At 72.1% G+C, this 24880-nt stretch carries 16 protein-coding genes and 1 tRNA gene; 12 read left to right on the top strand and 5 right to left on the bottom strand.

The features are described 5' to 3' along the window. Positions 1 to 9: 9 nt before the first annotated feature. The 3 genes from ACZ6ZN_RS03905 to ACZ6ZN_RS03895 are packed head-to-tail and all read right to left on the bottom strand — an operon-like array spanning position 10 to position 5086. Positions 10 to 2154, bottom strand: coding sequence for an acetate--CoA ligase family protein (locus ACZ6ZN_RS03905; protein WP_469642864.1), 2145 nt, complete (start codon positions 2152 to 2154; stop codon positions 10 to 12). A 4-nt stretch (positions 2155 to 2158) separates the two neighbouring features. Next, positions 2159 to 3394 (bottom strand): formyl-CoA transferase, encoded by a 1236-nt coding sequence (gene frc, locus ACZ6ZN_RS03900; RefSeq protein ID WP_469642862.1) that lies wholly within the window; start codon positions 3392 to 3394, stop codon positions 2159 to 2161. Between the two features lie 9 nt (positions 3395 to 3403). Next, positions 3404 to 5086 (bottom strand): thiamine pyrophosphate-binding protein, encoded by a 1683-nt coding sequence (locus ACZ6ZN_RS03895; protein WP_469642860.1) that lies wholly within the window; start codon positions 5084 to 5086, stop codon positions 3404 to 3406. A gap of 143 nt (positions 5087 to 5229) precedes the next feature. Between ACZ6ZN_RS03895 and sucC the strand changes: the two genes are divergently transcribed. From sucC to ACZ6ZN_RS03880, 3 genes are read left to right on the top strand one after another with little or no spacing between them, the layout of a single operon-like run. Continuing rightward, complete coding sequence (gene sucC, locus ACZ6ZN_RS03890; protein ID WP_469642858.1) at positions 5230 to 6360, top strand: ADP-forming succinate--CoA ligase subunit beta; 1131 nt, start codon at positions 5230 to 5232, stop codon at positions 6358 to 6360. Positions 6361 to 6374: 14 nt separating this feature from the next. Then, positions 6375 to 7301 (top strand): succinate--CoA ligase subunit alpha, encoded by a 927-nt coding sequence (sucD, locus tag ACZ6ZN_RS03885; protein WP_469642856.1) that lies wholly within the window; start codon positions 6375 to 6377, stop codon positions 7299 to 7301. Between the two features lie 30 nt (positions 7302 to 7331). After that, entirely contained in the window at positions 7332 to 8873 is a 1542-nt protein-coding gene (locus ACZ6ZN_RS03880) for an aldehyde dehydrogenase family protein (protein WP_469642854.1), read from the top strand. 49 nt (positions 8874 to 8922) lie between these two features. Here the strand turns inward: ACZ6ZN_RS03880 and ACZ6ZN_RS03875 are convergent, their stop codons facing one another. Further along, positions 8923 to 10266 (bottom strand): DUF2254 domain-containing protein, encoded by a 1344-nt coding sequence (locus ACZ6ZN_RS03875; protein ID WP_469642852.1) that lies wholly within the window; start codon positions 10264 to 10266, stop codon positions 8923 to 8925. Between the two features lie 141 nt (positions 10267 to 10407). Here ACZ6ZN_RS03875 and ACZ6ZN_RS03870 point away from each other — a divergent pair. From ACZ6ZN_RS03870 to ACZ6ZN_RS03835, 8 genes are all read left to right on the top strand, one after another. After that, positions 10408 to 10492: transfer RNA gene (locus ACZ6ZN_RS03870), tRNA-Leu, on the top strand. Positions 10493 to 10664: 172 nt separating this feature from the next. Further along, positions 10665 to 12428 carry a S8 family serine peptidase gene (locus ACZ6ZN_RS03865; RefSeq protein WP_469642850.1) on the top strand — a complete coding sequence of 588 codons (1764 nt, stop codon included), beginning with the start codon at positions 10665 to 10667 and terminating at the stop codon, positions 12426 to 12428. Between the two features lie 28 nt (positions 12429 to 12456). Next, entirely contained in the window at positions 12457 to 13521 is a 1065-nt protein-coding gene (locus ACZ6ZN_RS03860) for a ComEC/Rec2 family competence protein (RefSeq protein ID WP_469642848.1), read from the top strand. Beyond that, on the top strand, positions 13518 to 14798 hold the full coding sequence (locus ACZ6ZN_RS03855; RefSeq protein WP_469642846.1) for a patatin-like phospholipase family protein: 1281 nt from the start codon (positions 13518 to 13520) through the stop codon (positions 14796 to 14798). The genes ACZ6ZN_RS03860 and ACZ6ZN_RS03855 overlap by 4 nt, the downstream gene beginning before the upstream one ends. 393 nt (positions 14799 to 15191) lie before the next feature. Next, on the top strand, positions 15192 to 17267 hold the full coding sequence (gene fusA, locus ACZ6ZN_RS03850; protein WP_469642844.1) for an elongation factor G: 2076 nt from the start codon (positions 15192 to 15194) through the stop codon (positions 17265 to 17267). 412 nt (positions 17268 to 17679) lie between these two features. Then, positions 17680 to 19092, top strand: a complete 1413-nt coding sequence (locus ACZ6ZN_RS03845; protein ID WP_469642842.1) for a family 2B encapsulin nanocompartment shell protein — start codon at positions 17680 to 17682, stop codon at positions 19090 to 19092. Between the two features lie 83 nt (positions 19093 to 19175). Continuing rightward, entirely contained in the window at positions 19176 to 20468 is a 1293-nt protein-coding gene (locus tag ACZ6ZN_RS03840; protein WP_469642840.1) for a family 2 encapsulin nanocompartment cargo protein terpene cyclase, read from the top strand. Between the two features lie 28 nt (positions 20469 to 20496). Continuing rightward, the gene (locus tag ACZ6ZN_RS03835; RefSeq protein WP_451879531.1) at positions 20497 to 21363 is read left to right on the top strand and encodes a geranyl diphosphate 2-C-methyltransferase; all 867 of its coding nucleotides are present in this window, start codon (positions 20497 to 20499) and stop codon (positions 21361 to 21363) included. 135 nt (positions 21364 to 21498) lie between these two features. Here ACZ6ZN_RS03835 and ACZ6ZN_RS03830 read toward each other — a convergent pair whose 3' ends face one another. After that, complete coding sequence (locus tag ACZ6ZN_RS03830; RefSeq protein WP_469642839.1) at positions 21499 to 23301, bottom strand: coagulation factor 5/8 type domain-containing protein; 1803 nt, start codon at positions 23299 to 23301, stop codon at positions 21499 to 21501. A 257-nt stretch (positions 23302 to 23558) separates the two neighbouring features. Between ACZ6ZN_RS03830 and ACZ6ZN_RS03825 the strand changes: the two genes are divergently transcribed. Beyond that, entirely contained in the window at positions 23559 to 24875 is a 1317-nt protein-coding gene (locus ACZ6ZN_RS03825; RefSeq protein ID WP_469642837.1) for an ABC transporter substrate-binding protein, read from the top strand. Positions 24876 to 24880: the final 5 nt, after the last annotated feature.

Raw genomic sequence — 24880 nt, 5'->3', positions numbered from 1 at the left:
TGCCTCACCTCATGTACCGCCCCCCAGCAGCCCCGCCTCCCGCGCCCAGCGGTACTTCGCGCCGAGCACGGCCACCGGCTTCTCGGTCGTGTACGGGTATGCCACGACCCCGCGTTCGAAGAGGTACTGGCAGGCCTCCTCGACCTCCACGTCGCCCGCGAGCGACGCCACCACGGGCTTTTCGATCCCGCGCTCCCGGAACTCCGCCACCACGCGCGCGGTGAGCTCGGCGAAGACCATCGGGGGAGTGACGATCGTGTGCCAGTAGCCGAGCACCAGCGCGTGGATGCGCGGATCCTCCAGCCCCAGCCGGATCGTCGCCTCGTACGTCGACGGTGGTTCGCCCCCGGTGATGTCCACCGGGTTGCCCGCGGCCCCGAAGGGCGGGATGAACTCACGGAACGCCTCGTCCAGGTCGGGCGGGATCTCCATCAGGGACAGACCGTTGTCCGTCACCGCGTCGGAGAGCAGCACCCCGCTGCCGCCCGCGCCCGTGATGATCACGACGTTGTCACCCTGGGGTGCGGGCAGCACCGGCAGCGCGCGCGCGTACTCCAGCATGTCGTTCAGCCCCGGCGCCCGGATCACCCCGGCCTGCCGCAGGATGTCGTCGTACACGGCGTCGTCGCCGGCCAGGGCGCCGGTGTGCGAGCCGGCCGCCTTGGCGCCGGCCGCCGTCCGCCCGGCCTTCAGCACGATCACCGGCTTCTTCGGGACGGTCGCCCGGGCGGCCTCGACGAAGGCACGCCCGTCCTTGAGGTCCTCCAGGTGCATCGCGATGCAGTCGGTGTGCGGGTCCTCGCCGAACCAGGTCAGCAGGTCGTCCTCGTCCAGGTCCGACTTGTTGCCGAGCCCGACGATCGCCGACACACCCGTCTTCGTCGTCCGCGCGAAACCGAGGATGGCCATCCCGATGCCGCCCGACTGCGAGGTCAGCGCCACCCCGCCCTTGACGTCGTACGGCGTGCAGAACGTGGCGCACAGGTCCTGCCAGGTCGAGTAGTAGCCGTAGATGTTCGGCCCCAGCAGCCGCACGCCGTGCCGCTCGGCGATCGACACGATCTCCGCCTGGAGTGCGTGCTCGCCCGTCTCGGCGAACCCCGAGGGGATCAGCACGGCGTTCGGGATCTTCTTGAGTCCCACCTCCTCCAGGGCCGAGGCCACGAACTTGGCGGGGATCGCGAAGACCGCCACATCCACCTCACCGGGAACGTCCGTGACACTCTTGTACGCCTTGCGGCCCAGGATGTCATCGGCCTTGGGATTCACCGGGTGGATGTCCCCGGCGAAACCTCCGTCGATGAGGTTGCGCATCACCGAATTGCCGATCTTCCCCTGCTCGTTGGAGGCACCGATCACGGCCACCGAGCCGGGCTGCATCAGCCGGCGCATCGAGGTGAGGATCTCCTCGCGCGTGTACGTCCGGCGCGGCGCCGGCTGCGACTCGGCGAGGATCACCCGGATGTCGGCCGCGACGGCCCCCTCCGCCGTCGCGATCACCGGATTGAGGTCCACCTCGGCGATCTCGGGAAAGTCCGCGACGAGTCGGGACACACGCCGGATCTGCTCGGCGACGGCCCACCGGTCCACGCCCGCCCGGCCGCGCACCCCGCGCAGGACCTCCGCCGAACGGATGGAGTCCAGCATCGACAGCGCCTCGTCGGCGTCCACCGGCGCCAGCCGGAAGGTGACGTCCTTGAGCACCTCGACGAGCACCCCGCCCAGCCCGAAGGCCACCACCTTCCCGAACGTCGGGTCGGTCACCGCCCCGACGATGACCTCCTGGCCCTGCGGCAGCAGCTCCTGCACCTGCACACCCGCGATGCGCGCGTCCGCGTCGTAGGCACGCGCGTTCTCGACGATGCGGTGGAACGCGGCCCGTACGTCCGCCGCTCCCTCGACCCCGACGACCACACCGCCGGCGTCGGTCTTGTGCAGGATGTCCGGCGAGACGATCTTCATCACGACCGGCCCGCCGAAGCGCGCCGCGTACGCCACGGCCTCCTCGACGTCGGTGGCCAGTTCCTCGCCGGGGACGGCGATGCCGTACGCGTCGGCGATCACCTTGCCCTCGGGTGCGGTCAGCGCGGTCCGGCCCTCCGCCCGTACGCAGTCCAGCACGGACCGCACGCGGGCGAGGCGGTCTTCGGTCATCACGTCAGATCACCCCGTTCGACTTGAGCAGGCGCACTTCCTCGTCGCCGAGGCCGAGTTCGCCGACGTAGACCTCTTCGTTGTGCTCGCCGAGGAGCGGTGAGGCGGTCACCTCCACCGGGGAGTCCGACAGCTTCAGGGGGCTGCCGACGGTGACGAACTCGCCGCGCTCGGGGTGGGGCACGGTGACGACCATCTCGTTGGCCACCAGGGACCGGTCCTCGATGATCTCCCGGGTCGACAGGATCGGCCCGCACGGGATGTCGTGCGCGTTGAGCCGCTCCAGCACCTCCCACTTGGGCAGCGTCGAGGACCACTCCTCGATCAGCTGGAACAGCTTGCCGAGCTTGGGCAGCCGCGCCTCGGGCGTGGCCCACTCGGGGTCGTCGGCCAGTTCGGGCCGGCCGATGAGCGCGCTGATCGGGCGCCAGCCGACCGGCTGCACGATGACGTACACGTAGTCGTTCGGCCCGCCCGGCGCGCACTTGACCGCCCAGCCGGGCTGGCCGCCGCCGGAGGCGTTCCCGGACCGGGGGACCTCGTCGCCGAAGTCCTCGTTGGGGTACTCGGCGAGCGGCCCGTGCGCCAGGCGCTGCTGGTCGCGCAGCTTGACCCGGCACAGGTTCAGCACGGCGTGCTGCATGGCCACGTTGACCCGCTGCCCGCGCCCGGTGTGCTCCCGCTGGTAGAGCGCGGCGAGGATGCCCGCCACGGCGTGCACGCCCGTGCCCGAGTCGCCGATCTGGGCGCCCGTCGCCAGCGGCGGCCCGTCCTCGAAGCCGGTGGTCGACATCGACCCGCCCATGGCCTGCGCGACGACCTCGTACGCCTTGAAACCGGTGTACGGGCCCTCGCCGAAGCCCTTGATGGAGGCGTAGACGATGCGCGGGTTGATCTCCTGGATGCGGTCCCAGGTGAAGCCCATCCGGTCGACCGCGCCCGGGCCGAAGTTCTCCACCATCACGTCGGAGCGGCGGATCAGCTCGGTGAGGATCTCCTTGCCGCGCTCGGTCTTGGTGTTGAGGGTGATGCTCCGCTTGTTGCAGTTGAGCATCGTGAAGTAGAGGGAGTCGACGTCCGGCAGGTCACGCAGCTGCTTGCGCGTGATGTCGCCGGTCGGCGCCTCCAGTTTGACGACGTCCGCGCCGAGCCAGGCGAGCAGCTGGGTCGCCGACGGTCCGGACTGGACGTGGGTCATGTCCAGGACGCGGACACCGTCGAGGGCCTTGGTTCCTGTCATCGGGGCACCTCACTTGTACATGGTCTGGTTCATGGTTCCGGGGGCGTACGCGTCGGGGTCGACCCAGACGTTGATCAGTGACGGCTTGCCGGACTCGCGGGCGCGCCGGAGGGCGGGGCCGATGTCGGCGGGGTCGCGGACCTCTTCGCCGTGACCGCCGAGCATCTGCGCGAACTTGTCGTAGTGGACGTCGCCGAGGGTGTTGCCGACCCGCTCGCGCTCCTTGCCGTACTTGGCGGCCTGGCCGTAACGGATCTGGTTCATCGAGGAGTTGTTGCCGACGATGCCGACGAAGGGCAGGTCGTAGCGGACGAGGGTCTCGAAGTCCCAGCCCGTGAGCGAGAACGCGCCGTCGCCGAACAGCGCGACGACCTCCTTGTCGGGCCGCGCCTGCTTGGCCGCGAGGACGAAGGGGACGCCGACGCCGAGCGTGCCGAGAGGGCCCGGGTCCATCCAGTGGCCGGGCGACTTGGGCTGCACGACCTGCCCGGAGAAGGTGACGATGTCGCCGCCGTCGCCGATGTAGATGGAGTCCTCGGTGAGGAAGTCGTTGATCTCGCTCACCAGCCGGTACGGGTGGATGGGCGAGGCGTCGGACCTCAGGCTCGGCAGCCGCTTCTCCAGGGCGGTCTGCTCGGCCGCGCGCAGTTCGTCCAGCCACTCCTTGCGCCTGGAGGCGCCGCCGTTGACGCGTCCGGAGGCCGCCTCGGCCACCGACTTCAGCACCAGTCCGGCGTCGCCGACGATGCCGAGGTCGATGTCGCGGTTCTTGCCGACCGTGCGGTAGTCGAGGTCGATCTGCACGACGGTCGCCTCCGGCGACAGCCGCTTGCCGTAGCCCATGCGGAAGTCGAAGGGGGTGCCGACGATGACGATGACGTCGGCGTGGGAGAAGGCGTACCGCCGGGAGAGCTGGAAGTGGTGCGGGTCGCCGGGCGGCAGGGTGCCGCGGCCGGCGCCGTTCATGTACGCGGGGACGTTCAGGGCGCGCACCAGCTCGACGGCGGCTTCGGTGCCCCGGGTCGTCCAGACCTGGCTGCCGAGCAGGATGGCCGGCTTCTCGGCGTGCACCAGCAGGTCGGCGAGCTTCTCGATCGCCTCGGGGTCGCCGGCCGAGCGGGTGGAGGCCCGGTAGGCCCCGGCGCGCGGCACCCGGGCCTTCGACACCGGGACCTTGGCGTCCAGCACGTCGCGCGGGATCTCCAGGAAGGAGGGGCCGGGCGCGCCGTGGTAGCACTCGCGGAACGCCATGGACACCATGTCCGCCGCGCGCGCCGTGTCGGGCACGGCCGCCGCGAACTTGGTGATCGGCGTCATCATGTCGACGTGCGGCAGGTCCTGCAGGGACCCCATCTTGTGCTGGGTGAGGGCCCCTTGGCCGCCGATCAGCAGCATCGGGGACTCCGCGCGGAAGGCGTTGGCGACACCGGTGACGGCGTCGGTCGTCCCCGGGCCCGCGGTGACCACGGCGCAGCCGGGCCTGCCGGTGAGGCGCGCGTAGCCGTCGGCGGCGTGGGCGGCGACCTGCTCGTGGCGGACGTCGACGACCTCGATGCCCTCGTCGACGCAGCCGTCGTAGATGTCGATGATGTGGCCGCCGCACAGCGTGTAGATGCGGTCGACCCCCTCGGCCTTCAGCGCCTTGGCTACGAGATGACCACCGGAGATCACGTCCTGGGTGTCGTCGGGCATGGCGAAGTCCTGTCCCTTCGTAGGGGGTTGGGGCGGCTCGCGGTACATTGCATACAGTCGACGAATACTGTATGAAGCTTGTTATCCCGCATCCGGTGGGTGGTGTCCAGGGGGCGTGCGGCACTTTCGAGTCAGGAGCCGGAATGGACCTGTACGAGCACCAGGCAAGGGAACTCTTCGAGCAACACGGCATCGTGGTGCCGCGGGCCGAGGTCACCGACTCGCCCAGGGAGGCCCGCGAGATCGCCCGCCGGCTCGGCGGCCGGGTCGTCGTGAAGGCCCAGGTGAAGACCGGCGGCCGCGGCAAGGCGGGCGGGGTGAAGCTCGCCGCCGACCCGGCCGCGGCGGAGCTCACCGCCCGTCAGATCCTCGGCATGGACATCAAGGGCCACCGGGTCGGCACCGTCATGCTCGCCCGGCCCGTGGACATCGAGGCCGAGTTCTACGTCTCCTACGTGCTGGACCGCGCGGCCGGCCGGTTCCTCGCGATCGCCTCCGCCGAGGGAGGCATGGACATCGAGGAGGTGGCCGCCTCCCGGCCCGAAGCCGTGGCCCGCATCCCCGTCGACCCGGCCACCGGAGTCACCTCCGCCACGGCGGGCCGGATCGCGGAAGCGGCCGGACTGCCGCCGCAGACCGCCGACGTGCTCGTCCGCCTCTGGCAGGTCCTGGTCCGCGAGGACGCCCTCCTGGTCGAGGTCAACCCGCTCGTGCGCACCCGGCAGGGGCAGATCCTCGCCCTCGACGGCAAGGTCACCCTCGACGACAACGCCCGCTTCCGGCAGGCCCGTTGGGGCGCGGAGGACACCGGGCGGGGCGACGGTCCGGAGGCCGCGGCCGCCGCCAAGGGCCTCAACTACGTCAAGCTGGACGGCGAGGTCGGCATCATCGGCAACGGCGCCGGACTCGTGATGTCGACCCTGGACGTGGTGGCGGGCTGCGGCGCCCGCCCGGCCAACTTCCTCGACATCGGCGGTGGAGCGAGCGCCCAGGTCATGGCGGACGGACTGTCGGTGGTCCTCTCCGACCCGGCCGTCACCTCCGTCTTCGTCAACGTCTTCGGCGGGATCACCGCCTGCGACGCGGTCGCCGACGGCATCGTCCGGGCACTGGACACCGTCCGGCTGACCAAACCGCTCGTCGTACGGCTCGACGGCAACAACGCCGCCCGGGGCCGCGCCGTTCTCGACCGGTGCGCGCACCCCCTCGTCGAGCAGGTCGCCACCATGGACGGCGCCGCCGCCCGTGCCGCCGAACTCGCCGCCACCGCCTGAGAAGAGGGAACGCCATGGCCATCTACCTGTCCAAGGAGAGCAAGGTCCTCGTCCAGGGCATGACCGGCGGCGAGGGCATGAAGCACACCCGGCGGATGCTGGCGGCCGGCACGAACGTCGTCGGCGGCGTCAACCCCCGCAAGGCCGGCCGGACCGTCGAGTTCACCGTCCCCGAGGGGCCGGACGGCACGGGAGGCGCCTCGGTCGCCGTGCCCGTCTTCGGTTCCGTCGCCGAGGGGATGCACGCGACCGGCGCGGACGTCACCGTCGTCTTCGTCCCGCCCGCCTTCGCCAAGGCGGCCGTCGTCGAGGCCGCCGACGCCGGCATCGGCCTCGCGGTCGTCATCACCGAGGGCATCCCCGTGCACGACACCGTCGCCTTCACCGCGTACGCCGGCCGGAGCGGCACGCGTGTCGTCGGCCCCAACTGCCCGGGCCTCATCAGCCCGGGCCAGTCCAACGCCGGCATCATCCCGCCCGACATCGCCAGGCCGGGCCGTATCGGGCTCGTCTCCAAGTCGGGCACGCTGACGTACCAGCTCATGCACGAACTGCGCGACGTCGGCTTCTCGACGTGCGTCGGCATCGGCGGCGACCCCGTCGTCGGCACCACGCACATCGACTGCCTCGCGGCGTTCCAGGACGACCCCGACACCGATCTGGTCGTCCTCATCGGCGAGATCGGCGGCGACGCCGAGGAACGGGCGGCGGCCTACATCCGCGAGCACGTCACCAAGCCCGTCGTCGGCTACATCGCCGGATTCACCGCACCCGAGGGCAGGACCATGGGCCACGCGGGAGCCATCGTCTCCGGCTCGTCCGGCACGGCCCAGGCGAAGAAGGAGGCCCTGGAGGCGGCCGGGGTACGGGTGGGCGGCACCCCGACCGAGACCGCGAAGCTCGTGCTCCAGCTGCTCGAAGACCGGCAGCGAACGGCCTGAACCACCGTGCACCGAGAGCGGAGCCCTCGTATGACCCCCACCCTCATCCTGAAGCCGGGCACGGCCTGGTCCGACGCGTGGCAGCGCTGTCTGGCCGTCGCCCCCGAAGCCTTCCGGGACGACCGCGTCCTCACCCTCTGGAACGCCGGCTGGCGGTCCGACGGCCGCGTCCTGCCCGCCGTCAGCCCCGTCGACGGCAGCCCGGTCGCGGGCCCGCCGCGGCTGGACGGCACCACCGCGCACCGGGCCGTGCGCGCCGCCCTGGACCAGCACCGCGCCTGGCGGCACGTCCCCCTGCCCGAACGCCGCGCCCGCGTCACGGCCACCCTCGACGCCCTCACCGAACACCGGCGGCTGCTGGCACTGCTGCTGGTGTGGGAGATCGGCAAGCCCTGGCGGCTCGCCCAGGCGGACGTCGACCGCGCCATCGACGGAGTGCGCTGGTACGTCGACGGCATCGAGCCGATGCTCGACGGCCGGGCCCCGCTGGACGGGCCGGTCTCCAACATCGCCAGCTGGAACTACCCGATGAGCGTGCTCGTCCACGCCCTGCTGGTGCAGGCACTGGCGGGCAACGCGGTCGTCGCGAAGACGCCCACCGACGGCGGGGTCGCCTGCCTGACCCTGGCGTCGGCGCTGGCCGCCCGCGAAGGACTGCCCGTGACCCTACTCAGCGGCAGCGGGAGCGACCTGTCGAAGGCGCTCGTCCGGGCCCCCGAGATCGGCTGCGTCTCCTTCGTCGGCGGACGCGACACCGGTGCCGCCGTCGCCACCGCCGTCGCCGACCTCGGCAAACGCCACGTACTGGAACAGGAGGGGCTCAACACCTGGGGCATCTGGAACTTCTCGGACTTCGACACCCTCGCCGCCCTCGTCCCCCAGCTGTTCGACTACGGCAAGCAGCGCTGCACGGCCTACCCGCGCTTCGTCGTCCAGCGGGACCTGTTCGACGCGTTCCTGGCGGCGTACCTCCCGGCGGTGCGCACGCTGCGGGTCGGGCACCCGCTCGCCGTCGAACAGCCGGACGACCCGCTGCCCGAGCCGGACCTCGGGCCGCTGATCAGCGCGGCCAAGGCCAAGGAACTGCGCGACCAGGTCGCCGAGGCGATCGAGCGCGGCGCCGTGCCGCTGCACCGCGGCGACCCCGCCGAGGCCCGCTTCCTGCCCGGCCAGGACACCTCCGCCTACGTCCAGCCCGTCACGCTGCTCCACCCGCCGCCGTCCTCGCCGCTGCACCACGCGGAGCCGTTCGGCCCAGTAGACACCGTCGTCCTGGTCGACACCGAGGCGGAGCTGCTGGCCGCGATGAACGCCTCCAACGGCGCGCTCGTCGCCACGCTGTCCACCGACGACCGGGCCACCTACGACCGACTCGCCCCGCACATCAGGGCGTTCAAGGTCGGCCACGGGAGGCCCCGCTCCCGGGGCGACCGGGACGAACTGTTCGGCGGACTGGGCGCCTCCTGGCGCGGCGCGTTCGTCGGCGGTGAGCTGCTGGTCCGCGCGGTGACGCGGGGCCCGGCGGGGGAGCGGCTGCCCGGGAACTTCCCGGAGTACCGGCTGCTTCCCTGACGAGGGACCCTCGGGCCGGGACCCGGGGCGCACCTGCCCCGGGTCCCGGTCAGCCGATCCCCTGCCGGTCCGGGTGCAGGGCGAACGCGCGGTCCGCCGGTGCGGAAGCGGTCACGTCGACGGCCTGCCGCAGCAGTTCACGGTGGCGCAGCAGGGGCTCGCGGCGATCCGGCGGTGCGAGCAGGAGCAGGTCGTCCAGGCCGGCCAGCAGCCGGCGGCACACCTGCGGACTTCCCGTCGCACAGCCCCGCACCTCACTGAACCCGAGGTCCACCAGCTCGGTCCACCCCGGCAGGGGCTGCACCAGCCGCACCGCGCCGGCGCGGTCCCGGTGCCGGGCGGCGTCCAGCGGCCGCCGGCTCAGCGCGGCCAGGACCTGCACGACCCGGTCCAGGGCCTGCACCGCCGTGGTCGGATCGTTGATCGCGGACGACAGGGCGCGCAGCGCGATGTCCGCCAGTTGCCGCAGGCCGAAACCGAGATCCTGGTGGTAGGTCCGCTCCACCCCCACGGAGACCGCGCCGCGCAGCGCCCTGCGCGGCGGGGCCGGCCCCCCGTGGACCGCCAGCACCGGCATCCCGGGCACCACGAAGTCCCCGATGCGCGGGATGAGCCGCAGCACCACCCCGTGCTTGCGGGCCACCCGCACCAGCCGCGCGATGTGGACGTCGCGCAGCACCCCGGCCCGGCCCTCGTGCGGCACCCACGCGATCTCGGGACCGAGCCCGGCCGGGTCACAGTCCTCCACCGGCACCGGCACCGGCAGCGGCATCGAGGCCACCACCCGGAAGGACTCCGTGGCGATCCGGGCGATCACCTGGCTGATCCGCATCAGCCGCAGCGTGCTGTTCACGTAGAGGACGAACAGGAGCAGGCTCAGCGCGACCATGCACAGCGTGAGGACCGACTGCACCAGGGGTACCGACGTGGCGGCACGGGGGTCGTCGACGCTGTCGAAGGAGGTCAGGACCAGCAGGGTCAGCACGAAGGTCGCCAGGAACACGGCGAAGGTCGCCTTGGTGATCCGACTCCGGACGAACAGCCGCACCACCCGCGGGGTGAACTGCCCGCTCGCCATCTGCACCGCCACCAGCGAGATGCTGAAGACCACACCGATGAAGGTCATCATCGCGGAGCTGACCGCGTTCACCACGGCCTTCGCGTCGTCCGCGAAGCGCAGCAGCTCGTCGAGGGTGTCGAAGTCCCGGTCCTCCCGCAGCGCCTCGACGAGGGCCGTGTCGAGCAGCTGCGCCCCGGCCCAGACGACGAAGACGCACACCATGGCCGCGGTGGGGGCGAACCAGAACGTGTCCCGCAGATGCTCCCGGAGCGGTGACAGGGCGCGGGGGCGGCGCCCGCGCGAGGGGCTCTGCGTCACCATCCAGTCACTCATGGTGCGACCCTAGAGGCATCGGGCCGCGAGGTCCCGGACCCCCGCCCGGCGGACGGAAACGCAGGTGAAAGGCGCTCCGAAAGCTTGGTATGGTTGTCCGTGTCGCCGCGGGGAGCACCCCTGCAGGGCGGCGGACACCTCGTCCGGGTGGCGGAATGGCAGACGCGCTAGCTTGAGGTGCTAGTGCCCTTTATCGGGCGTGGGGGTTCAAGTCCCCCCTCGGACACGGACCAGCCCGGGCGGGCCGGGAATCATCCCGGCCCGCCCGGGCTGTCGTGCGTCCCGGACGCGGTTGCAGCGGCCATGATCCGGACCGACGATGGAATCAGGCCCTCGACGGTCTCCACCGTCCCCAACTCCCTCGCGCAGGGCCGCACACCGGCACACCGGGAATCCTCATGGACCGAGCCGACCTCTCAGCGGTGTTCTACGGGGAGGGTCCCGTACCCGTCCTGTGGGCCACCTACTGCCCGGTCCACTTCGACGTGTGGCTGGCGTTCTCCCAGCCGCCGGACGACCGGGGCGACGACGCCTTCGGGGCGGAGCAGCCGCGGCGGGACCTGATCCTCGCGATCCGCGAGGAGTTCGGCGTGGAGCAGGTGCTGGACCGTCTCCAGAGCCGCGCCCTGACCCGCGCGTGCCGTCCCATCGCCGCCGGCAGCTTCGTCGCGGCGCAGCTCACCCTGAAGGAACTCGTCAGCGACATGCTGCCTCTGACCAGCCTCGCCGGTGCCGTGCGCGTCGCCCGTGAACTCGCCCTCAACAGCGGCGCGGAGGGCATCGAGGCGGCTCTCGCCGGACACGTCAGGACCCCGGCCACCAGCGAGATCCACGACAGCATGGAGCGCCGGCAGGAGCGCGGACGGCACGTCACCTGGCTGCTGCGGCTGCTGCACCGTGTCGTCGACGGCTCCCGGCCGGACCTCGACGGGCACGAAGCCGTCACCGCCGTCCTCGTCGACATGCTGGACGCCGTCGTCGTCGACGACACACCCGTGCGCAGGCCCCACGCCCCCGGCGGCCGGGGCGCCGACCGGCGGCAGAAGTACCCGGTCGTCTCCGTGACGACGAACCGGCCGGCGACCGTCGCGGTCGTCCGGTCGCGCCGCACCATCAAGGCCGACGCCGCCGAACAGGTCTTCTCCGTCGACACCGCCTCCATCGGCTGGGCGGTCGTCGACAGCGGCATCGACCCGCGCCACCCCGCCTTCCACGACTGGGACACCACCGGGCCGGTGCCCGAGCAGCTCGAGTCCCGCATCGCCCGCGCCTTCGACTTCACCGACGTGCGGCGCACACTCGGCGCCGACGTGCTCGTGGGCGGACTCGTCAACTGGGCGGCCGCGCTGCCGTCCCTCGACACCACGCCGTCCCCCGGGCAGCCGCCCCGGCCCCCGCCCGGCGACCAGCACGGCACCCACATCGCCGGGATCATCGGCGGCTGGTGGCCGGAGCTGGAGTTCCGGGGCATCTGCCCGCGCATCCGGCTCTACGACTTCCGGGTCCTGGACGACGCGGGCGCAGGCGACGAGTTCTCCATCGTCACCGCGCTGCAGGCGATCCGGCACCTCAACGAGCAGGCCGGGCGGTTCATCGTCGCCGGGGTCAACATCAGCCTGTCGGTGCCGCACGACGTCGCCGGCCACTCCACCGGGTGGACGCCGGTGTGCGTCGAGTGCGACCGCCTGACGCGGTCGGGCGTCGTCGTCGTCACCGCCGCGGGCAACTCCGGCTTCGCCGGCACCGCGCGGACCCTCGGCGCCGACTACCGCGACATCAGCATCTCCGACCCGGGCAACGCGGAGTCCGTCATCACCGTCGGCTCCACCCACCGCAGCAACCCCCACCGCCACGGCGTCAGTTACTTCTCCAGCCGGGGCCCCACCGGCGACGGCAGGCCCAAGCCCGACCTGGTCGCCCCGGGGGAGGACATCGACGGCCCCATCCCCGGCGAGGGCATCGCCGCCATGCACGGCACCAGCCAGGCCGCGGCCCACGTCAGCGGCGCCGCGGCCATGCTGCTGGCCCGCCACCGGGAACTCCTCGGCCGCCCCGAACGCGTCAAGGACATCCTGTGCGCCACGGCGACCGACCTCGCCCGCGAACGCCACTTCCAGGGCCACGGACTGGTCGACGTGCTGCGCGCCATCCAGTCCGTGTGACGCCCCGCCCCACCCGTCAGGAGCCGACATGCTCACCTTCGATTTCCTCGACGCCCGGCACGGCGACTGCTTCCTCGTCCACTGGGGCCCCTCCGGTGAGCGGGTGATGCTCGTCGACGGCGGTCCCGGCGGTGTCTACCGGGCCACCCTCCGCGGACGGCTGCGGCAGCTCGGCGACCCGCCGCACGTCGACGTGGTCTGCCTCTCCCACGTCGACGACGACCACGCCGGCGGGCTGGTACGGCTCTTCAGGGACATGCGGCAGGCCCAGCAGGACGGGGAGGCCCTGCCGTACGCGGTGGACGCGCTGTGGTTCAACTCCGTGGAGGATCTCGTCGACCGGCGCGCCCCCGGACTGAGCGCATCCGTCCGGCCGTTGATGGAACGCGCCGCCACCGACGCCGCCGTCGGGGCCAGTTACCGGCAGGGCCGCGACATCCGCGACGCGGCGGGACCGCTGCACCTGGAGGGCAACATCCCCTTCGGCGGCCCGCTCACCGAGGGCGCGGAGGCCGAACTCGCCGACCTGGACGTCACCGTCGTCGCCCCCGACGAGCAGGCCGTACGGGAACTCGAGGAACGCTGGCGCGAGGCGAAGGCGCGCGAGGACCCCGAGGTCATCACCGCCGGGTACACCGACGGCTCGGTGCCCAACCTGTCCAGCATCGTCCTGCTGCTGCGCCACGAGGGCCGCACCGCCCTGCTCACCGGTGACGCCCGCGGCGACCGCGTCCTGGCCGGACTGCGCGAACTCGGGCTGCTCGACGGCGCCGAACCCCTCCACCTCGACCTGCTGAAGCTCCCGCACCACGGCAGCGGCCGCAACGTCGACACGGACTTCTTCGAGCAGGTACGGGCCGACCACTACGTGATCTCCGCCGACGGCGTCCGCCACCACCACCCCGACGAGGAGACCCTGCGCATGCTCGTCGGCTCCCGGGACCCGGACGAGGAGTACCTCGTCCACCTGACCAACCACATCCCCTTCGCCGAGGAGGAGCTGGCACGGCTCGGCGAGGGCCGCTCCTTCGGTGTCGACGTCCGGGACCCCGCCGCGCAGGCCCTCCTCATCACGATCGGGGACCGGCCATGACCACCTTCCGGCACGCCCCGGCCCCGCCCGCCGACCCGGCCGGCGCCCTGCCCGCCGCTGATCCGCGATGGACCGTGGACTCACCCGCCGTGGGCACCGGCCTGACGGCGCGCCCCTGCGGCGACAGCCTGCGCCCCGCCGAACCGCCCGCCACGACGCGGCCGGTCGCCCTCGCCCTGTCCGGCGGCGGATTCCGCGCCACCCTCGCCGCGCTGGGCTTCGTCCGGCTGCTGGCCGACGCCGGGCTGCTGTCCCGGCTGCGGTACTCCTCGTCCGTGTCCGGCGGTTCGGTCGCCAACGGGTGCCTGGCCACCGCCTGGCCGGCCCTGCGCGAGGCGGGGTTCACCGCACGCGCCGTCGACGACATCCTCGTCGCACCGGTCGTGGACCGCGTCTCCCACCACTCCCTGAAGCGCGCCCTCGTCGGCGGACTGTGGCGCACCCTCGGCCCCACGACCCGCACGGACCTGCTGGCCCGGCGCCTGGACGAGTGGTTCCTGGGCGGGACGGAACTGGAGCGGCTGGACGCGCAGGTGCGCTGGATCGTCAACGCCGCCAACCAGACCACCGGCGCCCGCTTCACCTTCGAACGCGACGTGTACGGCGACTACACCATCGGCCTGGCACCCACCGCGGGCACCGGACTGCGGCTGAGCCGGGCCGTGTCGGCCTCCGCCGCCGTGCCCGGCGCGTTCCCGCCCGTCGTCCTGGACCCGCGCCCCTTCCCGTGCGCCACCCACCCGCCCGCCCTGCTCGACGGCGGCACGTACGACAACACCGGCCTGGAAGCCGTCGACGGGGACCGCTACCGCCACACCTTCCTGTGCGTCCTCAACGCCGGCGGGCTGCTGCGCCCCGGCGTCTACGGCCGTGTCCCCGTGGTCCGCGACCTGGCCCGCGCCAACTCGCTGCTGTACCGGCAGAGCACCACGCTGCGCACCCGGGCCGTCGTCGAGCGGTTCGAGCGGGCCCGGGCCGTGGGCCCGGACGAAGCCGTCCCGCACGGCGCCCGGCGGGGCGTCCTGGTCCAGCTCTCCACCCACTTCCCCGCCGACCGCTCCGACGCCCTCGGCCGCTGGCGCGCGGCCTTCACCGAGCAACCCCTCCACGAGGGGCGGCACCTCGCCCTCGTCCCGACCGTCTTCGACCGTCTCGACACCGGTCTGTGCCGGGCCCTGGTGCACCGCGGCTGGTGGCTCGGCGGCGCCGCCCTGGCCGCCTTCCACCCGGAGCTGCTCCCGGACGACCTGACGGCTCTCAACCCCCCGCAGCGGTGAGTCCGGGGCCGCGGCACGGACCGGACGCCGCCGAGCACGCGAACGCCTTCAGCGAGCGGCCGTGCCGCCCCCGATAATCCCTCGCCCCCGGCCCGCGTCCCTCCCTACACTCACGCACGTACCCGCGCCGCCCACGACCCGGCCCGGTGCACCGACACGACGAACGAAGGGGGACGGCCGTGCGTGACCACACCGCCACCGTCTCCCTGCCGCGCCACGAGGTGATGCTCGTGTCCCGGTCGCCCCGGTGCCCGCTGCGCGGCGGCACCGGCTGACCGGGACGAACCCCGGGCCGGACCCCAGTACCTGACGTGACGTCAGGTCGGCACCGGCCTGCTCACCCCGGCGAATCGCGCTGTCGTCCTCCCGATTCGCACCGAAAGGCCCTGGGCCGTGCGCAACCACCGCAACCCGCTCGCCGCCGTCCGCAACCTCGGCATCCTCGCCCACGTCGACGCCGGCAAGACCACCGTCACCGAACGGATCCTGTTCGCCACCGGAACCACGCACAAACGCGGCGAGGTCCACGACGGCACCACCGTCACGGACTTCGACCCGCAGGAGCGGGACCGGGGCATCACCATCTTCGCCGCCGCCGTGAGCTGCGTCTGGGACGGGTACCGGATCAACCTCATCGACACCCCCGGCCACGTCGACTTCGCCGACGAGGTGGAGCGCGCGCTGCGCGTGCTCGACGGTGCGGTGGCGGTGTTCGACGCGGTGGCCGGCGTCGAGCCGCAGAGCGAATCGGTGTGGCGGCAGGCCGACCGGCACGGCGTCCCGCGGATCGCGTTCGTGAACAAGATGGACCGCGCCGGCGCCGACCTCGACGCCGTCGTCTCCTCGATCCGGGAGCGACTGCACCCGGCCCCGCTGCTCGTGCAGCTGCCCGTGGGTGCGCAGGAGGCCTTCACCGGCGTCGTCGACCTCGTGCGCCTGCGCGCACTGCTGTGGCGCGACGGCGGCACCGTCGAGGAGGCGCCCGTGCCGGACGGCATGCGGCGGGAGGCCGCCGCGCGCCGCCGGAGGCTGGAGGAGGCCGTGGCGGAGCTCCACCCGGACGCGCTGGAGGAGTTCTGCGCGACGGGCGCGCTCACCGAGGGCACCCTGCGCTCGGCGCTGCGGGACCTGACGCGGGACGGCGACGGCGTGGTCGTGCTGTGCGGATCGGCCTACCGCAACCGCGGTGTCGAACCACTGCTGGACGCCGTGGGGGCGTATCTGCCCTCCCCGCTGGACGTGCCGCCCGTCACGGGCACGCACGCCGGTGAGGGGCAGCGACGGCCCGCCGACCCGGCGGCGCCCGTGGCCGCGCTCGCGTTCAAGGTGCACGCCACCCCGACCGGGCGGCTCACCTACCTGCGGATCTACTCGGGGACCGTGGAGAAGGGGGACACCTTGTGGGACGCGACCGCGGGCCGCTCCGAGCGGATCGGGCGGATCCTGCGGGTCCGGGCCGACCGGCACGCGCCCCTGGAGCGTGCCGTCGCCGGCGACATCGTGGCCGTCGTCGGGCCGAGGTCCGCGCGCGCCGGCTCGACGCTGTGCGCGCCGGACGCCCCGCTCGTGCTGGAACCGCCCGGCGTGCCCGAGCCGGTGGTGTCGGTCGCCGTCGAGGCCCGCAGGGCGGGCGAGACCGGCCGGCTGGCGTCGGGACTGGGGCGGCTGACCGAGGAGGACCCCTCGCTGGCCGTGCGGACCGATCCCGAGACCGGGCAGACCCTGCTGTCCGGCATGGGGGAACTGCACCTGGAGGTGGCGGTGGAGAAGCTGCGGCGCGAGCTGGCGCTGGAGGTCGCTGTCGGCCGGCCTCGGGTCAGCCACCGCGAGACCGTCGGCCGCGGCGTGTCCGGCATGGTGTTCCGGCACGTCAAACAGGACGGCGGGGCGGGCCAGTTCGCCCACGTGGTCCTCGATGTGGAGCCCTGCGACCGTGACTTCGTGTTCCGTTCCACCGTGACCGGCGGACGCGTGCCGCAGGAGTACGTCCGGGCGGTCGAGGCCGGCTGCCGCGACGCGCTCGGCGAGGGGCCGCTCGGCGGGCACCCGGTGACCGGGCTGCGCGTGACGCTGACGGACGGGGCGACCCACGTCAAGGACTCCTCGGAGACGGCGTTCCGCACGGCCGGCCGGCTCGGACTGCGCCAGGCCCTGCGCTCCTGCGCGATGGTCCTGCTGGAGCCGGTCGTCGAGGTGACGGTCACCGTGCCCGTCGACGCGGTCGGCGCGGTGCTGGGCGACCTCGCCGCCCGGCGGGGCCGGGTGACCGGTTCGGCCACCCGGGCGGGCACGGGCGCGGTCGTCACCGCCACCGTGCCGCTCGCCGAACTGTTCGGCTACGCCGGCCGGTTGCGCGGGCGCACCCAGGGCCGCGGCACGTTCACCACCCGGCCCACCGGCTACGCCCCGGCTCCGGCCGTGACACCGGCGCGCCAGGTGCATCGACGCGCAGGGTTGTCCACGCACTGATCGGTGGGCGGCCGCCGAGTGGGGTGCGGTGAGGAGTCGGGACCACGGCACCTCCGGGTTCTTCCTCTTCACCGACCTCCTGGGCCGGCCGCCCGGCGCGCCGCCACCGGTGCGTCCTCCGTCGCGGTCTCCCCGGTCATGGCGGGCTGATCAGCCGCATCGCGATGCGGCTGATCAGCCCGCATCGACGCGGGGCGGGCAACCGCAGCTCACGGGCGGCTAAACCCGTGGCGGCCGATTGTCACTGCTTCGAGGTAAGCCTGCCGACTACCGGGTGGATGCGAGCACGTCGGCCTTTAGCTTGGTGGTGGGCGGAGTCCCCCCGGCCCGTGCTCGTTGCCCACTCTCCCTGTCTCCCGGCCGGCGGCCTGGTCTGCCGGGGCGCCCGTCGTACAAGGAGCAGCTCCTTCCGATGACCGTCGACAGCAGTCCGGAAACTCGGACCCCGGTGCCGCAGCAGTCACTGAGCACCGCCGCCGCTCGCAACCTCGCCACGACCACGAAGTCCATCCCGCAGATGCAGGAGATCACCTCCCGGTGGCTGCTGCGGATGCTGCCCTGGGTCGAGACCGAGGGAGGCGCCTACCGGGTCAACCGACGGCTGCGCCACACCGTCGGCGACGGACGCATCGAGTTCGTGCAGGAGGGCGCCACGGTCAGGGTGATCCCCGGAGAGCTCGGCGAACTGGCCCTGCTCCGCGGACTGGAGGACCCCGACGTCCTCACCGCCCTGGCGGAGCGATGCACACAGCACGACTTCGCGGTGGGTGAGGTCCTCGCCGAGCGCGGCACCCCCGCCGACCGGATCCACCTGATCGCGCACGGCCGTATCAGCCAGACCTCCGCAGGCAAGTACGGCGAGGAGAGCACCGTCGCGATGCTCGCCGACGGTGAGCACTTCGCAGCGAGCGCCACCCTGCTGGACCCCGACGCCCGCCACGACTGCACGTTCACCGCGCAGACCGCGGGCACCCTGCTCACGCTCACGCGCTCCGACTTCGCCGCCGTCCAAGCAGCCGCGCCTCGGTTGCAACGCCATGTCGACGAGTTCCGCTCGCGCAGCCGGCAGCGGCAGAACAAGCACGGGGAAGCGGAGATCGCCGTATCGGCCGGCCATGTCGGCGAGGCCGAACTGCCGGGCACCTTCGTCGATTACGAGTTGAAGCCGCGCGAGTACGAGCTCTCCCTGGCCCAGACCGTGCTGCGGATCCACACCCGGGTCGCCGACCTCTACAACGGGCCGATGAACCAGACCGAGCAGCAACTGCGGCTGACCGTCGAGGCCCTGCGTGAGCGCCAGGAGCACGAACTGGTCAACAACCGCGAGTTCGGTCTGCTGCACAACGCCGACTTCAAGCAGCGCATCCAGCCCCGCTCCGGACCGCCGACACCGGACGACATGGACGATCTGCTCTGCCGCCGACGCGGCACGAAGCTCTTCCTCGCCCACCCCAGGACCATCGCGGCCATCGGCCGTGGCTTCAACGCCTACGGTCTCTACCCCGACCATGTCGACCTCGGCGGGCAACAGGTCCCCGCCTGGCGCGGGGTCCCCATCCTGCCGTGCAACAAGATCCCCATCAGCAGGGAGCAGACCAGCTCGATCATCGCCATGCGCACGGGCGAAGACAGCCAGGGCGTCATCGGCCTGCGGCAGACCGGCCTGGCCGACGAGTACGAACCGGGCCTGTCCGTGCGGTTCATGGGCATCAACGAGCAGGCGATCATCTCCTATCTGGTCACCACCTACTACTCCGCCGCGGTCCTCCTGCCCGACGCCCTCGGTGTGCTGGAGAACGTGCAGATCGCCCCCCAGCCGCACTGAAGCCGGCAACCGCCCCTCAGGCCGCGCGTCCACCGGCCTGCCGCACAGCACAGTGCCCACCCCACCGCACCAAGGAGCCGCCGATGCCCGACTCCGGGCCCCTCGGACCGACCCCTCACCCACAGCGGCCGACACCGCGCGCCGACCCGCCGGAATCCCCGGCCGTCGCCCGGCCGCCCGCCTCCGACTTCCTGGCGGCACTGCACCCGCCCGTCGCGGTCCACGCACCGCCCCCGCTGCCGGCGGCCCCCTCCGGCCGTACGTCCGAGGACACACCCTCAGCCCTTCGACGAGTCCTGCGCGGACCGACCGGACCCGGCACGAGTGCCGTGTTCCCGGTCCGCGGCGGGCTCCCTCTGCCGCATCCGGCACCCCCGGTGAGCACGCCGCCCACCGAGGGGCAGGCCGTCCCCGGCCTCTACCACCACCCCATCCCGGAGCCCGACCCCGTACGGGTCGAGGAGGTGAGCCGACGGATCAAGCGCTGGGCCGAGGACGAGGTCCAGCTCTACCCCGAGGAGTGGGAGGGGCAGTTCGACGGATTCTCCGTCGGCCGCTACATGGTGGGCTGCCACCCCGACGCCCCCACGGTCGACCATCTCATGCTCGCCACCCGGCTGATGGTCGCCGAGAACGCCCTGGACGACTGCTACTGCGAGGACCACGGCGGATCACCCGTCGGTCTCGGCGGGCGCCTTCTGCTGGCGCACACCGCGATCGACCACTTCCACACCACGGCCGAGTACACGCCTGCGTGGGAGGAGTCGCTCACCTCGGACGCCCCCCGCCGGGCCTATCGCAGCGCGATGGACTACTTCGTCGGCGCCGCCACACCCTCCCAGGCCGACCGCTACCGGCACGACATGTCCCGGCTGCACCTGGGCTACCTCGCCGAAGCGGCCTGGGCCGAGACGGATCACGTCCCGCAGGTGTGGGAGTACCTGGCGATGCGCCAGTTCAACAACTTCCGGCCCTGCCCCACCATCACCGACACCATCGGCGGCTACGAACTGCCCGCCGACCTGCACGCGCGACCCGACATGCAGCGGGTCATCGCCCTGGCGGGCAACGCGACCACCATCGTCAACGACCTGTACTCGTACACCAAGGAACTGAACAGCCCGGGCCGCCACCTCAACCTGCCGGTGGTCATCGCGGAACGCGAGCAGCTCTCCGACCGCGACGCATACCTGAAGGCCATCGACGTCCACAACGAATTGATGCACGCCTTCGAGGCGGCCGCGGCCGACCTCGCCCGGGCCTGTCCCGTGCCCACCGTGCTGCGCTTCCTGCGGGGCGTGGCCGCGTGGGTCGACGGCAACCACGACTGGCACCGCACCAACACCTACCGCTACACCCTGCCCGACTTCTGGTAACGAAACGGACCACTCTGTGACCACTGAAATGACCGCGCCCGCCACCACCGCGAAGATCCCGGCCCCGGCCACGCCCTACCAGAGGGACATCGCCCAGTACTGGAACAACGAGGCGCGACCGGTCAACCTCCGTCTCGGTGACGTCGACGGGCTGTACCACCACCACTACGGCATCGGCGCCGTGGACCACGACGCACTCGGTGACCCCGCGCACGACGAGTACGAGAAGAGGCTCGTCGCGGAACTGCACCGACTGGAGTCCGCGCAGGCCGAGTTGCTCCTGGACCACCTCGGTCCCGTCCGGTCGGGCGACACCCTGGTCGACGCCGGCTGCGGGCGCGGCGGAAGCATGGTGATGGCCCACCAGCGCTTCGGCTGCAACGTCGAAGGCGTCACGCTGTCCGCCACCCAGGCCGACTTCGGCAACCGGCGCGCGCGGGAACTGGGCATCGACGACCACGTCCGCTCCCGCGTGTGCAACATGCTCGACACACCCTTCGACAAGGGCAGCATCACCGCGTCGTGGAACAACGAGTCGACCATGTACGTCGACCTGCACGACCTGTTCGCCGAACACTCCCGCTTCCTGAAGGTCGGCGGCCGGTACGTGACGATCACCGGCTGCTGGAACCCCCGCTACGGCCAGCCGTCGAAGTGGGTGTCCCAGATCAACGCCCACTTCGAGTGCAACATCCACTCGCGCCGGGAGTACCTGCGCGCCATGGCCGACAACCGGCTCGTCCCGCAGACCATCGTCGACCTCACCCCGGACACCCTGCCGTACTGGGAGCTGCGGGCCACCTCGTCACTGGTCACCGGGATCGAGGAGGCGTTCATCGAGTCGTACCGGGACGGCTCCTTCCAGTACGTCCTGATCGCGGCCGACCGCGTGTAGGGCGGCCACGGGAAGCCGACGAGTCAACGGCGGTCCCGGGGAACCGCCACGTGTCCCGACGCCCGGCCCGAAGGCCGGGCGTCCGGCGCCGCCGCGGCCCCTCCCTCCGCTCAGGAGAAGGGAGGGGCCGCCCCGTCACGGGTAGGACACCACCGTCGACGGCACGGTGGACGTGCCCGACGTCGGCGACCCCGTGTCGTTGATGACGCGCTCGTACTGCCCGTTGCCGCCCAGGGAGACCACGAGGAGGTCGTGGAAGCGCACCCCGGGCCGGTTCGGCGCCGCGAACCCGTGGTGCTGGACGATCGTCGGGTCGACGTTGTAGTAGCAGTAGCTGCCCAGACCCCAGCCCTCGTGGGTGGTCACGGCGTCCCCGACCAGGTAGGCCGCGTACCCCTTGACGGAGCCGTTCTGGATCGCGGCCTGGTTCGGCGCGTCGTACGCCTTCTCGTTCTGGTAGAAGATCGTGCGGCCGCGCTCGCCGAACCACTGCACGTCGTACTTGTTGAAGTGCTCCACGAACAGGCCGGTGGCCAGGACGTCGTGGCCGTTGACGACCACGCCGTAGTCCGCGCGGTTGGTCTCCCAGCCGACGCCCTCGCCGTGGTCGGCGCGCCAGACCCAGGTGTGGTCGACGATGGTGTGGCGGCTGTTGACGACCATGCTGGTGGTGGCCTTGCCGGGGCCCGCGCCGCCGATGCGCACGAACACGTCCTGCACGGTGGTGGGGTTCGCGGAGTGGTCCCGGGAGGCGCCGCGCGGGCCGATCTCCAGCAGGGTGGCGGAGTTGACCGGCCCGGCGTCGACGAGGAACCCGGCCAGCCGCACGCCGTCGACGTCGGCGACCCGCAGCGCGGTGACGCCGTTGTCGGGGATGAGCGTCGCATAGCCGAGGCCGAGCACGACGGTGCCGGCGCGGTCCACCCGGATCGTCTCGTTCAGGTGGTAGACGCCCGGCGTCAGCAGCAGGTGGAGTCCCTGCGCGAGGGCCTGGTTGAGGGTGGCCGCGGACACGCCCGGCTTGGCGACGTAGAACTGCGACAGGGGCAGCGAGGTCCCCCTGGGGGTGCCGCTGCCCCAGGTGACGCCGCGGGCGTTGGTCCGCTTCTCGGGCAGGAAGACCCGGTACTCGTTGCCGCCGAGGTAGAGGAACGGCTTCTCGCGGGAGACCGGCGTGGTCGCCAGCGTCGTGTACGGCGGGTTCGGGAAGCCCTGCGCCGGGGCGCCCTCGACGCCGGAGAACACCATGTTCCACACGCCGTTGAGCCAGCCGCCGATCGAGCTGTCCCGGGTGTACCACTGCTGCTGCGAGTACGGCTGCACCTGGCCGTCGATCCGGCTGTCGGCGATGTAGCCGCCGCTGGACCAGCCGTAGCCGCTGGGGGCGAGGTTGAGGTTGCCGCGCACGTGCATCCGGCGGAACGGCGCCGCCTGGGACACCGCCCAGCGGTTGGTGCCGTTGACGGGCACGACGGCCAGGTTCTCCGCCGAACGCCAGAAGTTCTGCGTGGCGTTGCCGTTGAACCAGCCGGCGTCCACGGTGATGTCGCCGTTGATGGTGGTGTCGTCGGGGGAGAGGCCGAGGCCCGAGATCGACGTGTAGAAGCCGATCTGCGCGTTGAGGCCGTGGTAGGTGCCGGGCTTGAACAGGAACTGGTAGCGGCCGGTGCCGAACTGGGCCGACTCCTGCCGGCGGAAGACCTCGTCGAGCCGGCCCTGGATGTCCGGCGTGGACGGGTCGAAGACCAGCACGTTCGGGCCGAGGTCGCCGCCGCCGGGCAGGGCGCGCGGCTTTCCGCGGGCGGGCCGCCGGCGGTCGGCGGGGGCGGCCGCCGCCGTGCCGGGCAGCGCCGCCAGGGCGGACGCGGCCGCAGCGGCCCCGAGCACCGAGCGGCGGCCGGGCAGGGTCGGACGGGAGGACGGGGAGTCAGCAGGCATGGGGCGGCTCTCCTGGTTCAGGAAGTGAACGGAGTGGGGTGTGGGGAGCGCTCTCTCGCCGCTGAATGGTTCATCCCCGCAACAGATGCGTCAAGGGCTGCGACCAGAGTTCGAAGACTGTGCCCAAACCCTTGACGGAACCGGCTTCCGGGGATTAACTCACGTCCTAAATTAAGCCATGACGCCTTCCCCGCGGGTCGGGGAGGCGGCCGGGGGACATGTCCCCCCGTACTTTCCCGGAAGGGACACGAGCAGCCATGCGCAGCATCCGAGCCGCGGCGGCAGGCGCCGTCACCTTGTCACTCGCCCTCGCGGCCACGGCCTGCGGAGGCGGCTCCGCGACGGGCGGCGGGTCGAACGACTCACCCAAGACCCTGACGTACTGGGCCTCCAACCAGGGCGCCAGCATCGAGATCGACAAGAAGGTCCTCCAGCCCGAGCTCGACAAGTTCGAGAAGCAGACCGGGATCAAGGTCAAGCTGGAGGTCGTCCCCTGGTCCGACCTCCTCAACCGGATCCTCACCGCCACCACCTCCGGCCAGGGCCCCGACGTGCTGAACATCGGCAACACCTGGAGCGCCTCGCTCCAGGCCACCGGAGCCCTGCTGCCCTGGGACGCCAAGAACTTCGACAAGATCGGCGGCCGGGACCGGTTCGTGGACTCGGCCCTCGGCTCGACCGGCGCCGAGGGCAAGGACCCGGCCGCGGTCCCGCTGTACTCGATGTCGTACGCGCTCTACTACAACAAGAAGATGTTCGCCGAGGCGGGCATCGACAAGCCGCCGGCCACCTGGGACGAGCTGGTCGCCGACGGCAAGAAGGTCTCCAAGGACGGCAAGTGGGGCCTGGGGGCGGAAGGCTCCAACCCGTCCGAGAACATCCACCACGCGTTCGTCTTCGCCAAGCAGCACGGCGCCGACTTCTTCACCCCCGAGGGCAAGGCCGACTTCACCAGCGACGGTGTGGTCACCGCCGTGAAGCAGTACGTCGACCTGATGGCGAAGGACAAGGTCATCGCGCCCGGCAACGCCGAGTACGCGCAGAACCAGTCGGTGAGCGACTTCGCCAAGGGCAAGACCGCGATGCTGCTGTGGCAGTCCGCCTCCGCCAACCTCGCCTCCCAGGGCATGAAGGAGGACGACTACGGCATCGCGCCCGTGCCCGTGCAGTCCGGCACGCCCGGCACCGGCAAGCAGGTCAACTCGATGGTCGCCGGCATCAACCTGGCGGTCTTCAAGAACACCGACAACCTCGACGGCGCCACCAGGTTCGTGAAGTTCATGACCAGCGACGACGAGCAGAAGATCCTCAACAAGGCCTACAGCTCCATACCGCCGGTGAAGTCCGCCCAGTCCGACAGCGCCTTCGGCACGCCCGCCACCGCCGTCCTCAAGGACACCCTCGCCAAGAGCGCGGCCGCGCTGCCGCAGGTCGCCGACGAGTCGCAGTTCGAGACGGCCGTCGGCACCGCCATCAAGGACCTGTTCGCCGACGCGGCCGCCGGACGCGCGGTCACCACCGCTTCGGTGAAGGCGGCGCTGGAGAAGGCCCAGCAGCAGATGCCGGCGGCCTGACGCAC

Source organism: Streptomyces sp. NPDC053665 (assembly GCF_055585285.1).
This window is presented reverse-complemented; position numbering and strand designations above follow the sequence as displayed.